Annotated in this window: 11 protein-coding genes; 5 read left to right on the forward strand and 6 right to left on the reverse strand. The window is 62.4% G+C overall.

The features are described from left to right. Position 1 precedes the first annotated feature (1 nt). From AXK60_RS05580 to AXK60_RS26200, 5 genes are all read right to left on the reverse strand, one after another. Positions 2–4,222, reverse strand: coding sequence for an NAD-glutamate dehydrogenase (locus AXK60_RS05580; RefSeq protein WP_068570113.1), 4,221 nt, complete (start codon positions 4,220–4,222; stop codon positions 2–4). A gap of 210 nt (positions 4,223–4,432) precedes the next feature. Beyond that, positions 4,433–6,109, reverse strand: coding sequence for an energy-dependent translational throttle protein EttA (gene ettA, locus AXK60_RS05585; protein ID WP_068570114.1), 1,677 nt, complete (start codon positions 6,107–6,109; stop codon positions 4,433–4,435). A gap of 162 nt (positions 6,110–6,271) precedes the next feature. After that, positions 6,272–6,628, reverse strand: coding sequence for a hypothetical protein (locus tag AXK60_RS26190; protein ID WP_139057768.1), 357 nt, complete (start codon positions 6,626–6,628; stop codon positions 6,272–6,274). Positions 6,629–6,758: 130 nt separating this feature from the next. Beyond that, positions 6,759–7,568 (reverse strand): hypothetical protein, encoded by an 810-nt coding sequence (locus tag AXK60_RS26195; protein ID WP_139057769.1) that lies wholly within the window; start codon positions 7,566–7,568, stop codon positions 6,759–6,761. A 471-nt stretch (positions 7,569–8,039) separates the two neighbouring features. Beyond that, the gene (locus AXK60_RS26200; protein WP_139057770.1) at positions 8,040–8,630 is read right to left on the reverse strand and encodes a hypothetical protein; all 591 of its coding nucleotides are present in this window, start codon (positions 8,628–8,630) and stop codon (positions 8,040–8,042) included. 1,080 nt (positions 8,631–9,710) lie between these two features. Here AXK60_RS26200 and AXK60_RS25610 point away from each other — a divergent pair. The 5 genes from AXK60_RS25610 to AXK60_RS05605 all read left to right on the forward strand — a co-directional run bounded on the left by AXK60_RS25610 (position 9,711) and on the right by AXK60_RS05605 (position 15,787). Continuing rightward, positions 9,711–10,754 (forward strand): tyrosine-type recombinase/integrase, encoded by a 1,044-nt coding sequence (locus AXK60_RS25610; RefSeq protein ID WP_175399939.1) that lies wholly within the window; start codon positions 9,711–9,713, stop codon positions 10,752–10,754. A 242-nt stretch (positions 10,755–10,996) separates the two neighbouring features. After that, positions 10,997–11,407 carry a DUF732 domain-containing protein gene (locus tag AXK60_RS05590; RefSeq protein ID WP_139057771.1) on the forward strand — a complete coding sequence of 137 codons (411 nt, stop codon included), beginning with the start codon at positions 10,997–10,999 and terminating at the stop codon, positions 11,405–11,407. A 72-nt stretch (positions 11,408–11,479) separates the two neighbouring features. Beyond that, positions 11,480–13,666, forward strand: a complete 2,187-nt coding sequence (locus AXK60_RS05595; protein ID WP_068570116.1) for a serine/threonine-protein kinase — start codon at positions 11,480–11,482, stop codon at positions 13,664–13,666. A 19-nt stretch (positions 13,667–13,685) separates the two neighbouring features. Then, the gene (locus tag AXK60_RS05600) at positions 13,686–14,426 is read left to right on the forward strand and encodes a hypothetical protein (protein WP_068744137.1); all 741 of its coding nucleotides are present in this window, start codon (positions 13,686–13,688) and stop codon (positions 14,424–14,426) included. 38 nt (positions 14,427–14,464) lie between these two features. Next, entirely contained in the window at positions 14,465–15,787 is a 1,323-nt protein-coding gene (locus tag AXK60_RS05605) for a serine/threonine-protein kinase (RefSeq protein WP_139057772.1), read from the forward strand. A gap of 430 nt (positions 15,788–16,217) precedes the next feature. On the opposite strand, the gene AXK60_RS05610 is transcribed toward AXK60_RS05605, so the two are convergent. Then, a partial coding sequence (locus AXK60_RS05610; protein ID WP_175399940.1) for an ATP-binding protein occupies positions 16,218–16,579 on the reverse strand: 362 nt, incomplete at its 5' end.

The raw sequence follows: 16,579 nt of genomic DNA on the forward strand, positions 1-16,579 counted from the left end.
GCTACCCCACGTGGCGCAGGAGCGAGCGCAGGGCCCGGGTCGCGACGGACAGCCGCGACTCGTCGTTCGCCGCCGCAGCCGCACCGTCCACCGGATCGAGGATCTCGGCGAGCAGCGCACCCACCCGCTCGAGACGCTGCGCGTGATGCGAGGCCCAGTCGCCGATCTTCTGCGTGGCGGGCTCGTCGGGATCGGTGAAGTTGAGCACCTCGACGGTGAGCGCCCGCAGCGCGCCGTACAGGTCGTCGCGCAGCGCGAGGCGGGCCATCTCGCTCCACCGGTCACCGCGCGGCAGCTCCGCGACCGCGCCCAACATCTTGTCGATCCGGAGGTGCTGCATGAGCGCGAAGTACAGGCGCCCGACCTCGTCGTCCTCACGCTCGGTGATGTCCGCGATGTCGACCACGTCCAGCAGGCTGAACCGGTACAGCGCCCGGCTCACCGCATACGCCAGGTCGTCGGGCACACCGGCCTCCCTGGCGTGATCCGCTGCCTTGCAGGCGTACGCGTCGTACTCGATGTCCCAGTCCGGCATCGCGGCCGTCATCGCCGCGATCCGGTCGGCGTAGCGGTTGACCTCCGCACCGATCGCGATCGGCTGGGGCCGGTTGGTGAGCATCCAGCGGGCGGCGCGGTCGAGCACGCGGCGGCTCTCGGAGAGCAGCGCGGCCGATTCCGCCGCCGAGGTCGGCAACGCCTTGACGGCCGCCCAGGTCGCGGGCAGATCGAAGACCCGACTGACCGCCACGAAGGCGCGTACGGCGTCCGAGGCGGCGGCGCCGGTCTCCTCCTGCAGGCGGTAGACGAAGCTGACGCCGGCGTTGTCGACGAGCTCGTTGACCGCCTGGGTCGCGACGATCTCACGGCGCAGCGGGTGCGAGAACACGGCATCGCCCGCACGGTCGCGCAGGTGATCCGGGAAGTACGCCGGGAAGCCCGCCGCCAGCGCGTCGTTGTCGGGCAGGTCGCTCGCGATGACATCGTCCTTGACGGCGAGCTTGACGTGCGCCATCAGGTTGCACAGCTCCGGCGAGCTCAGGCCCAGCCCGGCGGCCTGCAGCCGGTCGGTCTCCTTGCGGGTCGGCAGCGCCTCGAGACGCAGGTCGACGCCGCGGTTACGACTGAGGTCCGCGAGGATCCGGGCGTGCACGTCGACCATCTTCGGCGCGAGCGAGCGCTCCACCGACAGCGCGGTGTTCTGGGAGACGTTGTCCGCCAGCACCAGCCGGGAGACGTCGTCGGTCATGGACACCAGCAGGTCGTGCCGCTCGGCCTCCCCGATCGCGCCGGCCGCGATCTGCCGGTCCAGCAGGATCTTGATGTTGACCTCGTGGTCGGAGCAGTCCACGCCGGCCGAGTTGTCCATCGCGTCGGTGTTGATCCGGCCGCCGCTGCGATCGAACTCGATGCGGCCGAGCGGCGTCACGCCCAGGTTTCCCCCCTCGCCGACGACCTTGGCGCGCAGCTGGTTCCCGTCGACGCGGATCGCGTCGTTGGCACGGTCGCCCACCGCCAGGTCGGTCTCCGTCGACGCCTTGATGTACGTACCGATCCCGCCGTTCCACAGCAGGTCGACCGGGGCCAGCAGCACCGCGCGCATCAGTTCCGGCGGGGTCAGCTCGGTCACGTCGTCGGCCAGGCCCAGCGCCGTCCGGACCTGCGGGCTGATGGGCACCGACTTCGTATCGCGGCTGAACACGCCGCCGCCCTCGCTGATCGTGCTGGTGTCGTAGTCCTTCCACGACGACCGCGGCAGGTCGAACAGGCGCTGCCGCTCCGCGAAGCCCACGGCGGCATCGGGATTCGGGTCGAGGAAGATGTCGCGGTGGTCGAAAGCGGCGACCAGCCGGATGTGCTCGGAGAGCAGCATGCCGTTGCCGAAGACATCGCCGCTCATGTCACCCACACCGACCGCGGTGAAGTCCTCGCTCTGGGTGTCGACGCCCATCTCGCGGAAATGCATCTTCACCGACTCCCACGCGCCGCGCGCGGTGATGCCCATGCCCTTGTGGTCGTAGCCCTCGGAGCCGCCGGACGCGAAGGCGTCACCGAGCCAGAAGTCGTATCCGGCGGCGACGTCGTTGGCGATGTCGGAGAAGGACGCGGTGCCCTTGTCCGCGGCCACGACGAGATAGGTGTCGTCGGCGTCCCGGCGGACCACGCGCTCGGGCGGGAGCACGGCACCGTCGGGGCCGAGGTTGTCGGTCACGTCCAGCAGGCCCGAGATGAACATGCGGTAGCAGGCGACGCCCTCGGCGCGCTGCGCGTCCCGGTCGACGGTGGCGTCGCCGGTGATCTCCGGCGGCTGCTTGACGACGAAGCCGCCCTTGGCGCCGACCGGCACGATGACGGCGTTCTTGACCGCCTGCGCCTTGACCAGGCCGAGGACCTCGGTGCGGAAGTCCTCCCGGCGGTCCGACCAGCGCAGGCCGCCGCGGGCGACCATGCCGAACCGCAGGTGCACGCCCTCCACACGCGGCGAGTACACGAAGATCTCGAACCGCGGGCGCGGCTTCGGCGCCTCGGGGACGCGGCCGGGTTCCAGCTTGATGGAGATCACGGGCTTGTCGGCGTAGAAGTTGGTGCGCACGGTGGCCTGCACGACGTGCAGGTAGGCCCGCAGGATCCGGTCCGCGTCCAGGCTCGTGATGGCCTCGAGCGTCGCGACGACATCGGTCTCCGCCTGGGCGGCCGCATCCGCGTCCGCGGCGATCGGGTCGAAGGTGGCCGTCCACAGCCTGTCCAGAGCGAGCGCAGCGTCCCGATGCTCCAGGAGCACCTGCGCCATGTGTCCCGGACTGTAGGGAAAACCGCACTGGCGCAGGTACTGTCCGATAGCTCGTAGCAGCGCGACGCGCCGCCAGTCCAGCCCGACGGAGAGGATCAGCTCGTTGAACCGGTCCACCTCGGCATCGCCCCGCCACGCCGCCGCGGCGCCATCGCTCGCCAGCCCGCGCAGTACGGCGTACCGCCCCGGCAGGTCCGACTCCGCCACCCCGGTCGCGGCGGCCGCGGTCAGCGCAGCGGGCACTCGCAGGCCGAAGTCGTAGACCGAGCACAGCACACCGTCGGGCCTGCGGATCTTGTAGGGGCGCTCATCGAGGACGTCCACGCCGAGCGACTGCAGCATCGGCAACGCCTGCGAGAGCGTCACCCGGCCGCCGTTGACGTACATCGCGAACCGCAGGCCGGCCTCGTCACCGTGACGCGGGTCGTAGAACACCAGGTCCTGCCCATCGGGCGCGAGGCCCGCGATGCGGGTGACGTCGGCGAGCGCCTGCTCCGGCGCGGCATCCTCCTTGTAGTTCGGGGAGATACCCGGCAGGTACTCGCGCACGAGGGCGGCGTCGGCGCCGGCGGCAGTCGCGGCGGCCAGGACGTCCTCGTCCCACGTGCGGCTGACATCGCCGAGCCGGGCCCGGATGCGGGCCTCGTCGGCGGCCTGGAAGACGGGAACCGCGCCCTCCGCCCGCGGGAGCAGCACGAACTGGATCCGAGCGATCGCGGACTCGGTGACGCGCGCGGTGAACCGATCGACCCGCATCCCGGTCTCGTCCTCGAGCACGTCAATGAGCACGCCGCGGGCCCGCGAGGTGTAGCGGTCGCGGGGCAGGTAGACCAGGGCCCGCGCGAACCGCGCCAGCTTGTCGGTCCGGAGGAACAGTGCGAGGTCCTCGTCGCCGAGGTCGCGCAGGGCGCCGAAGACACGGGCCAGCTCGTCCTCGTCCGCCACCACGAGCCGCAGGCGCGGATAGGTCTGGATGAACTCCATCAGGCGCTGATTGGCCGGATCCGACCGGTCCACCCCGATCCGCGCGAGCACGCGCTCGATCTTCGCCCCGACCATGGGAATGCCGAACACGTTGTGGTGCAAGCCCAGAACCGTCATCGCCATGGCGAACAGCTCGGTCGGCCCACCGTCCGACGGGCTCGCGGCGAGCAGGAAGGGAGAGCCCGCGGCGTCGCCGAGCGGCTGCGCGAGCTCGACGACCCCGATGCCGCCCGCCTCCGGCGCCGGCATCGCGTCGATGACCGCGCGGAGCTTGTCGTCGGGATCCGAGAGCACCCCCGTGCCGGCGTCGCCCGTCCACGTTCCGAGGATGCGCGCGTTCTCCTCGGAGAGCCAGGTCAGGAAGTCCGACGGTGACCGTCCGGGGGGCTGGTTGCCCACGCTCGCTGCAGCTCGGGTGAAGTCGGACGGATCGTGCGCGGACTGCTCCACGGGTGTACTCCTCCTGCGATGAGTCGCGGCAGCGGGCACGCCAAATGCGAGGTCAGCACACGGCGCCGTTGCCAAGGTGTGACGGAGCCGGTGGGCTCCGCGCACCACACTACGACCGAGCAGGGGGTTACGGGCGAGTAATGAACGACGACGCCCCCGGCGCGGGCCGGGGGCGTCGTTGTTCGTGCGGAGCGGGTCCGCGCGCGGGAATCAGTCGCGCGTGAGCTTGCGGTGCGTCACGGCGTGCGGACGGGCGGCATCGGCGCCGAGGCGCTCGACCTTGTTCGCCTCGTACGCCTCGAAGTTGCCCTCGAACCAGAACCACTGCCCCTCGTCGACGTTGCCCTCCCACGCCAGGATGTGGGTGCAGGTGCGGTCGAGGAACCACCGGTCGTGAGAGATCACCACGGCGCAGCCGGGGAACTGCTCCAGCGCGTTCTCCAGGCTCGACAGGGTCTCGACGTCCAGGTCGTTGGTCGGCTCGTCGAGGAGGATCAGGTTGCCGCCCTCCTTGAGGGTCAGCGCCAGGTTCAGGCGGTTGCGCTCACCACCCGAGAGGACCTCCGAGGGCTTCTGCTGGTCCGGGCCCTTGAAACCGAAGGCGCTCACGTAGGCGCGGGCCGGCATCTCGTTCTGGCCGACGGTGATGTAATCGAGCCCGTCGGAGACCACCTGGAAGACGGTCTTCTTGGGGTCGATGTTGGCGCGGTTCTGGTCGACGTAGCTGAGCTTGACGGTCTCGCCGACCTTCACGTCGCCCGAGTCCGGGGACTCGAGACCGACGATGGTCTTGAACAGCGTGGTCTTACCGACGCCGTTCGGACCGATCACGCCCACGATGCCGTTGCGCGGCAGTGTGAACGACAGGTCCTTGATGAGCACGCGGCCGTCGAAGCCCTTGTCGAGGTTCTTCACCTCGACGACCACGTTGCCCAGGCGGGGCGGCGTGGGGATCTGGATCTCCTCGAAGTCGAGCTTGCGGTGCTTCTCGGCTTCGGCCGCCATCTCGTCGTAGCGCTCGAGACGGGCCTTGTTCTTGGTCTGCCGGGCCTTCGCGCCCGAGCGGACCCACGCGAGCTCCTCCTTGAGGCGCTTCTGCAGCTTCTGATCCTTCTTGCCCTGCACCTCGAGGCGTTCGGCCTTCTTCTCGAGGTATGCCGAGTAGTTGCCCTCGTAGCCGTGCAGCTTGCCGCGGTCGACCTCGCAGATCCACTGCGCGACGTGGTCGAGGAAGTACCGGTCGTGGGTCACGGCCAGCACGGCGCCGGCGTAGCTCGCGAGGTGCTGCTCGAGCCACAGCACCGACTCGGCGTCGAGGTGGTTGGTGGGCTCGTCGAGGAGCAGCAGATCGGGCTTGCTCAGCAGCAGCTTGCACAGAGCCACGCGGCGCTTCTCACCACCGGAGAGGTTCTCCACGGACGAGTCGCCCGGCGGGCAGCGCAGCGCGTCCATGGCCTGCTCGATCTGCGAGTCCACATCCCAGGCGTCGACGGCGTCCAGCTGCTCCTGCAGCTTGCCCATCTCCTCCATCAGCTCGTCGCTGTAGTCGGTGGCCATGAGCTCGGCGACCTCGTTGTAGCGGCGCAGGTTGACCATGGTCTGGCCGAGGCCGTCCTCGACGTTCTCCTTGACGGTCTTGGTCTCGTCCAGCTTGGGCTCCTGCATCAGGATGCCGACGGTGGCCTCCGGGTCCAGGAAGGCCTCGCCGTTCGACGGCTGGTCCAGGCCCGCCATGATCTTGAGGATCGACGACTTGCCCGCACCGTTCGGACCGACGACGCCGATCTTCGCGCCCGGGTAGAACGACATCGTCACGTCGTCGAGAATGACCTTGTCGCCGTGCGCCTTACGCACCTTCTTCATCGTGTAAATGAAACGCTCTGACATTTTTACCCAATCTACCTGCAATAATGCAAGTTTCGCTCGCTGCCCCTTGTCCGTGCGCACAAGTGTTCTGACAGAACGTGCACAAGTCATCCCAGATTCTACGTTCGAGCGCGGATACAGTGGCCACGGACTGCTGACCAGCCACGGCGCCACCCCACAGCTCTACTGTCCACCGTCATCCGACAACTCTTCAATCCTCACACCAACCGCGGCTACACCCCGTGACGCCACAGCACAAACAAGGGTTGCTATCAAACCAAATAGTGCCGCTTCCCTGCCGATCCCATATTCAGGACTATCGATCGCCCCGGCCAGCCAACCGATGGGAAATAGGTAACCCGCAATAACGAGCACCGCAAACGAGAAGAAGAAGGAGACTAGCAAAACCAGGAGCTCGTCAAATAATAATCCCACCGCGCCGATCGAAGCACCAATACCAGCGATGCAACCAACCACAGTCAAGCGAGTGTTGCCAAAAATAGGATAGCGATCGTCACCGCTTACGATCCAGGCGTCCACGGCAGCGTTGTATGCGAAATACAGCAAAGCTAGCAACGACACCAGCATAAGCAATCCCGAACCGAATTGCACGATCCGGACAGATCTATCATTGCCTACCAGACGAACCAATCGAGGTATCACGACAAGCCTAATTGTTCACATAAGGATCTACCGACACGATGCACCACTTTCCGCTATCCCGCGCGAATCTGGCTGATCCGTCATGTCCAACCGTATCACTGGGACTTACGAACGGCCGATTGGGCGAAGTGTGGTAGAACCTGGCTTCAATAGGGTACGGAATCTTCCATCCAGGCTTCGCGGTGATCAGAAAGCGCTCCCAACGCGCCACCTCGTAATATTCCGGTCCCGAGTACTTACCAATCTCTCGATCAGGATCTGTATTTTCGAGCATGTGAGATTCCACAACCGATGAAGGGCAAACTAGCGCGAGAACATCTCTCCACGTCTTCCCCTTCCGATTCAAAGAGTAGAATTTCTCGACCAGCTTCTTGAGGTCTTCCTGCACTCCCGCCTCGACGTTCCCACTCTGACGCTCCCTGTCAACCGCATTAAAAACATCGACACACCGCTTCTCGAAACCCGTTTCACCACCATCATGAAATGCAGTTCCCGGCTGTACGTTATCCCAAGAAAGCCCACAACTAATCCCCGATACAGACGAATCACTCCCCTGCGCGCCTACTGTTGTCTCACTACTGCCGCTCGTCGAAGCCGAGCTGCTTGACGTGGACGGACCTGCATCATCACTCTCCAGAAGGTCGGGGAATGACACGGTCGTTGTAGTAGTTGCCGCCTCTGATTCCAATTCAGATAACGTAGCCGGCCCATCAGAATCGAAGGCGCATCCGCCTGCAACGGCGATTAAGACCAGCACCAAACCAGTTCTGAACAAGAATTTTACCCGGACGACAGATGCGCCATTACCATTCAGCATGGTATCGATGCTATCACATATTCCCGAACTCGCCACGCGGAGACAACGCAAGGCGTAGCCAGTCGCAGCCTAACAGTTTCGCCGCTTAACGACCATCACGATGGTGTCTCGTTCCTCGACACTTCTCACACACCAGTACCCAAGACAGCGTGCGAGCCACCGATCTCGCTCAACCCATGTTGAACATCAACAGGTCGCGTTCAGGTCGCCCAAAGATGGACGATATCGGCCGTATTCGAAATCTCAACATATGTTGATCGCCAAAATCACGAGATGCTCGGCCAACCCGGTTCAAGCTCCATACGGAACGATCCCGAGTTCGCGGATAGGACTCTGTGGTCCGGAATCAAAATTGTTGATTCACAAGCTCTCACTCAGATCTCAATCCGCATCATCCGCATCCAAGGATTCAAATCCTTGATGCCAGCACCGCCAGGTCAGGAGGTGTGGCCAGGTGTACTCTTAGCAGGCTCAATTCGAGACATCCCGTTCTGCGCGTGCTTCCATCATGTCATTCACGATGTCCGCTACCTGACTAGCGGGGCGCGTACCCAGTTTGATCAGCCGCATGTCGCCTAGATCAGATTCCTTAACCACTGTTCCAGAATCGCGAAGAAATTGAACATCATTCGCCGAAATGTCACCTGCGATCGTCTCCGTCTTTGATCTTTCAATTCCACCTAACGTCCACATCGATCTACCTCGACGAATCTGACTATCGGGAGCTCTCATGTTTTGAAACTGAGACTTGACCTTGCTCCCGTGCTTCTCGCCGTACTTTGTGCAATACCTCGCCCAGCTATTCATAGCGGCGTACCTGCTGCCATCCGGACCCAAGCGGACAGCCTCACCAGTCCATGCAATCTTATTGCCTCGCGACGAGAACTTGCCATAGCTCGAAACCAGAGCGTTAATCCATAAGCGCTTCACCACGTCGGCCTTGTAGCATGACTTACCGCGGAAGTCTATTCTGACGTCAGCATCAGGGATATACAACCAACCAGACCAGTGCTCGATATTTGCAGTCAATTTGCTATGCGTAAATTCAACCGTGGTATCCAAGGTAAGTCCTTTGAGGCCGGCTACTCCTCGTATCGCGCGGGCGAATCTTCGACGGATAGCCCTCGAATCTTTGTAGCCCAAATTGTCTACGACCGACTTCGGCGGCATCGCTAAGACAATCGGAAACAGGCTGCCGTGCGCTAGATCGTAGTCGACCGCGAGAAGACGGTCTAGAGTCGACCTCCTGTTGTCTCGAACCCCAGGAGTGTTGGCCGCCCCTGCAGGTCGTCCACCAATCGAGGACGCATCATGGTCATAGTCAACCACATAGGTCTTAATCTGGTCGTTCAGAGCGCGAGCTCTCAATATATTTCTACGCATCGCCCCATCTCCTAGAATCTTGCCACGTTTCCTTTGTTGGCGCTAACTGCGCAGCATTCCGCCGGAACTGTTGGCCACCACTAAGTACATTAGCATGAATCTAATTCAAATACTGCTAGTCATCAGATAGCTTACAACTCGAAGGTGAATCTCTCCTGTGATAGTCACTGCAATGGTCGTGACGACCGCATAGAACAGTAAGGCGAATCCAGCTGAGATGGTGCACTCTAGAGGATTTCGAGTGCAATCGGATTACCAAGCGAATGCACCCATTGACATGCACTGATTCCTGCCGAGGAACTCTAAGACGGACGATGCCTGGCATACAATTTATGTACCCGGTAATAGTATTAAGAACAGACAATAGTCTGATTGATCTGCGGATCTTTACCCCCAAGTCGCCTAACCCAACTCGCGCCTTCCTAACTCTTCATCAACATCCCGATGCTTTTGTCCTGACATGCCCGGGATCGTTGCGCGTCAACAATGAACTGGCTGCACGCAACATCCAGGCGGCGACACCTTGTATAAGTTGTGTAAATCGAACTCCTCGGTTAGGCTTGGCTTGTGAGCGTGAATCGGATAGTCCTACCAAGTGGCAACACTCGATGGCGCGGATCTGTGTACGATAAGTCAACGGGCAGGTCTCGAACCAAGAATTTCTCACGGCAGGACGACGCCCTGACTTGGGAGCGCACCGAATACGCGAAGATGTCTGGCGGAATAATGTCCCCTTCAGTTAGTCCTACCGAAGTAGTGATGGCCCGGAACATCCAGGAGAAGGACCTGGTCGCGAAGTTATCCACCATGACACACGAGACGACCATCTCGCCGTTGGGCAATCGACTCATCGCTAAATCTAATACGAACCTGGGGACGTTCCTCGACTCCTGGGTACTCGAATCCAGTAATTCCAACACTCGCAAGCTCCGTCAGAACTTGCGTGACAACTGCGAGCCGATCGCGGGCACGCTACTGATCAACTTCACTCACAATGACATTGTCTTGTGGGCGAATGGCCTACGATCTGGCGTCACTAAGAGTGGGAATAGCCTCGCTGAATCCACAATCAGAACCCACATGCGAATGCTAAAGGGTGCGTTCAACACCGCCGTGGAACGGGATCTTCTTCCCAAAGAGCTGCATCCAATGGCTGGGATGAAGCAAAAACGGTCCAATGGACGTGCAATCTCTCCGAGCGAGATCCCTACGAGCGAAGAGGTGCGCGCCTTTAAGAATGCAATGAGAGCTTCAGACGACGCGCGCTTCGCGCACAACTATGATCTCGAACTAATGGTTACTATCGCAGCAACCGCAGGACTTCGAATCAGCGAGATTGCGGGTCTGCGTATAACATCAATCGACCGGTCCGCCGGGCGGATTATGGTAATGGAACAAGCGGACGGAACCAATCCGTGGTCGTGGGCGCCTCCGAAGAACGGAACTTCACGCGAAGTGCCCTTACCGAACGAGGTCGTCGAGAAATGCCTCGAGCACGCGCGAGTCAATAATCGAGGACCGCGTGATCCGCTATTTCAAACAACGAACGGGGCAATGTGGTCACCGTCGCATGCCAACCAGGCGCGACGCAGACGGCGGGTACCGTTCGCCTGGCATAGCCTACGTCACTACTACGCCTCTACGCTTATCCACAATGGCATAGACGTACCTACTGTCTCTTCCTTGCTGGGGCATTCCACAACCCAGATCACATTGGATGTCTATACCCATATCCTGCCTGGTGCGATGACCCGGGCTCGAGAGGCGATTACAACTGCGGCGTCCATTAATGGCCTTGTTTAGAATCCCGGTGCTGTGCCCTGATTGACTTCCTCACGGCCTCAACCGCCCGCATACGGCAAAGGAGAGACTCGCCTGATTTCGGCGATCAGGCGGACAGCTGGGCCGTTGCTTCGTGTTGCGCCCCTCGACCATCGATAGTCGCGCGCCTACCTGGCTTGACACTCTGTCGAGAGTTGATTATCATAAGTTCGGAGTGGTGTATCTTTACTTGTCCGGTGGGTGCTTCCACCCGGAATGCCAGCTTGAGCGAGATCCGCTGCGATCCTGTTGGTGCGGTTCGCAAACAACTGCGCACCGCAGAGAAGGAGCAGGAACAGATGACGAAGATGACAGAGATCGGTCGGATCGCTCGCGGAGCGCTCATCGCGACGGTGGCCGCGGGCGGTGTGGCACTCGCAGGCGGCGGGCCGGCCAATGCGTTTACTGCGCAGGACCAGGCGTTTCTGACCGTGCTGCGCGCTCAGGGCATCGTCGCGAAGGATGGAGGTGCGACCGCGGTTCGCATCGGAAAGGCGGTTTGCGCGGATCGACGCGACGGAGTCTCGTTGCAGGTCATCGTGAACAAGCTCAACAGGCAAGCAGGCCTCACGCCGTACAACGCCTCGTACTTCGCAGGGGCCGCAACGCGCGTCTACTGCCCGTGGTATCTCTGATGTGTCCACAATGGAACTGATTCGCTCGGACAGCGTTCGGCCGACCGAATCGGGTACTCACGTGATCTGGCGATGGGGGCAGTGGTGGGTTTGTCGGACTACACGGTGATCAGGCCGCTCGGACGTGGTGCGATGGGTGAGGTCTTCCTGGTGCGGCATCCACGTCTGCCCCGGATGGAAGCGCTCAAGCTGTTGATGCCGGCGCTCGCACGAGACGAGGTATACCGGGCTCGATTCCATCGAGAAGCGGCGATGCTCGCTACAGTGTCGCACCCCAATATCGTGACCGTGTTCGACTCAGGTACTGCGTCCGACAGACTATGGATGACTTCTGAGTTCATCGATGGCCCGGACGTACTCAGCCTCATTCGCAGAAATGGCGCTCTGGATCCGTGTCAGGTCATCGATATCGTGAGGCCAATCGCTGAGGCACTGGAGTTCGTGTGGTCGAGGTACGGGCTGGTGCATAGAGACATCAAACCTGCCAATATTCTCACGCTGCTCGACGGCGACCGCCCGGCGGTCGTGAAACTCGCGGACTTTGGTGTCGCGACGATGACGGAACTGACCAGTGGCTTGACCGAGACGCGAGGCATGGTCGGCACGCTTGCGTATCTGGCTCCGGAGGTGATTCACGGCGACGGTGCAGATCCGCGCTCGGACCAGTACTCGATGGCATGTTCGGCGTTCGAAATGCTCACAGGGAGTCTACCCTATCGCGTCGCCGCTCCTGCGGCGCTGATGATCGATCACCTTCACACGCCTCCGCCGTCAGCCTCCGCGCGCAGACCCGGTCTGTCTGAAGCCGTCGATGCCGTCCTCGCCAAAGGAATGGCCAAGAGTCCGAACATGCGGTACCGGTCCACGGCAGACTTCGCCTCCGCACTTGCATCCGCTCTGAGTGGCGGGGGTGTGCCTCACCGGCATACTGAGTGGACTTCGCGTCGTTACGGGCTGCGATGGCGCGCCGTTGCGGCCATGTGTGTTGTCGCGCTCCTATTGACGACAGCCGTGGTCCTGGTCGGCCCGCTGGGCTGGGGGTCACAGCGCGTGGCTGGCCAAGCAACAGTGGGCGAGCCAGCGCTTGATACTGGCAACTTCGGCACCGCGCCGCGCACTGTGGTCGCGCGGACCGAATCTGACGCCTGGCAACAAGAGTCACTCAACATGACGGACGCCGTCGTAGCCCCGTGGGAGGTTGATTCGGACTTTCAGTACCGGTTCGACACGACCACGGACGGCCAGAACTACCAGGAGGTCAGCGGGCCGGTCGTGTCAACCGCCAAGTTTGGATATCAGACGACCGCACGGTTGTTCAACCAAGAGCAGGCGAGCGCACTCAGGGCGATCAAGATGACTGCAGGGTACGTCGCAGTGTCGGTGGATGCCATGGGAGACGCTGCCAACAGAGTCCTGCGGGTGGGCATGCTCCGCTTTCGCACTGCGGAAGCGGCCGATCTGGCCTTGCGCGCGGTGGGGGCGAAACCAAGCACAGACGCATCGTTGAAGGGCGCCGGCAACACCGTGACGATCCTGGACGAACTGCTCTCGGTGGACAGCCCAGATGGCTCTGGGAAAAAGGTGCCTGTACGCACCCTAACTGCTGCAATCAAGGTCGGCGATCTGCTCGTGGTGGCAGGTGCGTCGGGAGCGGACAGCGGTGGCGCGGCGAAGATTGTCGCAAAAGCGCTGACGATGCAGGAGAAGCGATCGGCTGAGTACAGGCCGACGCCCGTTCCGACGTCCTCGCCCGAGATCCCTCGTGTTCCGATGGACCGCGATGGGGTTATGAGCGCTACGCTGCCCAACAAGGTGGACACTAATTCGGACCAGGGTTTTTCACCCGGCATCTCAGCGGGCGACGGATACGTCTCCGCTCGGGGTTGGGCATTGAATCAAGGAAGCTACTTGACTAAGCAGACCCTGGACGAGTACGGAGTCGACCTCGTCGGGTCCACCCAGAATGGCAACAGTGTCATCTTCCGCGCCAAAGATGCGACCCAGGCCGGGCGGATGTTCGCGGGATTCGTCTCGGACCGCACCGCGGGTGGGGTCAGGAACTTCGGCGTACCAGGACTAAATCGAGTGACCGCCTCGTGCACCGAAACCCCCGAGGCACGATCTGATGGCTCCGTTCGGCAGTACTACGTGTGCCGCGTACACAGGGGGCGGTACATGGCGGGTCTGGGCAGCTTTCAGAAGACTGATGCGCTTCAGGGCATCGCAGCACAGTACAAGCTCCTCGGGTCATTGCCGTGACGACCGCAATTCCAGGACAATGAAGGCAGTGCCGCATCTTGATGACCTCGTCGGGAGCGTCGTCCCGCTCTCGCGTGACCGGGTGACCTCAATCGGTCGCGATGCCGATCTCTCGTTCCCCGGCAACAACTTTCTGCACCGGCGTCTCATCGACATCTACTGGCGCGATGACGGCTGGTGGATCGAGAACGTGGGAGCCTGGATCCCCGTCCGATATTGCGCTGCGGCTGAGGCACTCAGCTCCATACTCGACGTGGGCCAGGCGATGCGGCTCAGCAGCCGCGTGACGCATCTCGTGTTTCGCGCAGGCGGCACGGAGTACGAGGTGGTTGTGAGGATCCCAGACCACCGCGAGCATCGACGAACCGAATCGGTTGGGCTTTCCCCCGGCACGAGCACCTTGGGCCCCGGATCTCTGACCTTGGAGCAGCTCGCGATGCTTGTCGCGTTCTGCGAACCGCTCTTGCTCGCCCCCGGCGTGGGCATAGACCGAATCCGCTCGATGCGCGCCGTCGAGGACCGGCTGGGCTGGAGTTCGGCAAAACTTCGTCGCAAGCTGGACAATCTGTGCGGGAAGCTCGCGACAGCGGGGGTAGCGGGACTCGTCTCGGAAACTGGGGTACCCGCGACGAACCGTCGGATCGCACTCCTAGAGTGGGCGCTGGCGACGCGCATCATCTCGACAGACTCCGTACGGCTATTGGACTTGTCCACTGTGAACGGGCCTCTGCACCCGAGACGCGATGGCGAAGATCAGTGAGCCTGGCTGCACGACAGGACGGACCGGAAGGTGGAAGTGTGAATCTCGAGCCTGGTACTCAGTTCGCTGGATACCGCGTCGTTGACGAAGTTGGGCGAGGAGGTATGGGACAGGTGTTCCTCGTCGAGAACGACCGCCTGCAGCGCCTCGAAGCGATGAAGTTAATGGCCGTCGGGTCCACCGACGCGCAGTTCCTCAGACGCTTCGCGACCGAGGCGCGGACGGCTGCAGGTTTGGATCACCCGGGGATCATCACGGTTTACGACTACGGGGTCACGCGTGGCGTTCCCTGGTACACCATGCGCTACATACCCGATGCAGTGTCCCTCGACGGGAGCGTTGTAGAACCACGCGACGTGATGAACGTGCTTGGTGAGCTGAGTGAGGCGATCGACTACGCCCACTCCATGGGCGTCGTTCACCGCGACATCAAGCCGGCCAACATCGCCGTGAGCACCGCTACGGATGGGTCAATCGCACGAGTCACGCTATTGGACTTCGGAATCTCCCGCGTGCTGGATGAGACCCGGATGACTTCCGCAGACGCCGTCGTTGGTTCAGCGGCGTATCTCGCTCCGGAATTGGTGCAGGGTGGCCAGCCGAGCGCGGCATCAGACCAGTACGCCTTGGCGTGCACGGTCTACCAGTATCTGTCCGGCGCCCCATTGTTTCGCGCGGACTCCGTCGCCGCATTGTTGTACGCGCAGGCACACGCTGATCCACGACCACTCACAGGTGCCGCTGGACCACTCGATACTGTCGTCCGGCGGGCTCTGTCAAAGGACCCTACCCATAGGTACGAGACATGTACGGCGTTCTCGGACGCCTTTGCGGGCGCCGTCCTTGCATCGCAGGCGCCCACTGAGTTCAACTACGCCCAGGTCGCTCGCGGAGCGATAACACCCGAAGGGGCGGCGGGTACTGGTGCCCCTTCGGCTGCGGCGGATGGGCAACTGGAGCCAGCCAAGCAGCCAGCTGCAGTGGGCAGCAGCGCGATTCAAGACGCGTGGAGGTCCGGTAGCAACATCATCGGTGGCATCGGCCGTTCGGCATCACGAAATGTGGAGCGAGACTTACGCGATTTTCGATCGCGCGCGGTTCGGGTACCTGAGCGATTGTGGTGGCGCTTCACTCTCCTCCTTGTTGCCACTTGCTTGAGTATGTGGGGCCTAGTCGCCGCCGTGTTGTTCGGCGCGGACGCATACGGGCAAGCAGTCGAAGCCGGCCGGCGATGGTGGCTCGATACGGAGGTAGTCCTCCAAGGCATCGCCGCATTGGTCGGAGTTATTGTCTTAGCCTTCTTCGCCACACGGTTCCTCCGTGCGGCACGAGAGGTGCGCTCCAACTGGAAACGGGACTAGTCGACGCCACCAATTACCCGGTTCAGCGACAACAAGTCACGGCAGCAGCCGCAGAGAGTCGCGAGACACGATTCTACTGGCCAAGGCCCACTCACAGAGGACGACCCTGCGGTTGCTCGCAGAGGGGCCTGGGGCCAGTCCGGGAACTCCCGCGGTGGTCAGCTTGACACACAAATTATCGATCTTCCGCTCGAGCTTCTTCACCGACCAGTCTAGGCGGCACGCAGCGTCCTTCGTCGAGACGATCTGAGCCATGCCGGTACCCGGCTGGCGGAGGATAGGTTCACACAGCGCAACCAAGAGTTGCAATTGCTCGATCGTGAGCGAGCCTGGCCCGAGCGTCTCGATACCGACGGGCAGCGGTGGTGATCAGGCTCATCGAAAGTCCCCAGTGATGCTCATTGAAATTCCTCACCTGGGTGCGGTCGGATTATAGCGGTCGGCGGCTGGGTGCGATTGCTGTGCGGTGGGTTTCGTTGCGGGCGTGGTGGTCTCGTAGTCGGTAGCTGTCGCCGTCGAGTTTGAGGACGACGGAGCGGTGTAGGAGCCTGTCGAGCATGGCCGCGGCGACGGTGGTGTCGCCGAGGACTTCGCCCCATTCGGAGACCGATCGGTTGGTGGTGATGACGATCGATGTTTTCAGATACCGTTGCGCGACAACCTGAAACAACGCTGATGCGGCTTCGGCGGGCAAGGGGAGGTAGCCGAGTTCGTCGATGACGAGCAGCGTCGGGCCAGCGAAGAACCGCATGGTCGTCGACCAGCGGCCTTCGATCGCCGCTTTGTGGCAGC

The sequence above is a fragment of the Tsukamurella pseudospumae genome (genome assembly GCF_001575195.1).
Lineage (GTDB): Bacteria > Actinomycetota > Actinomycetes > Mycobacteriales > Mycobacteriaceae > Tsukamurella > Tsukamurella pseudospumae.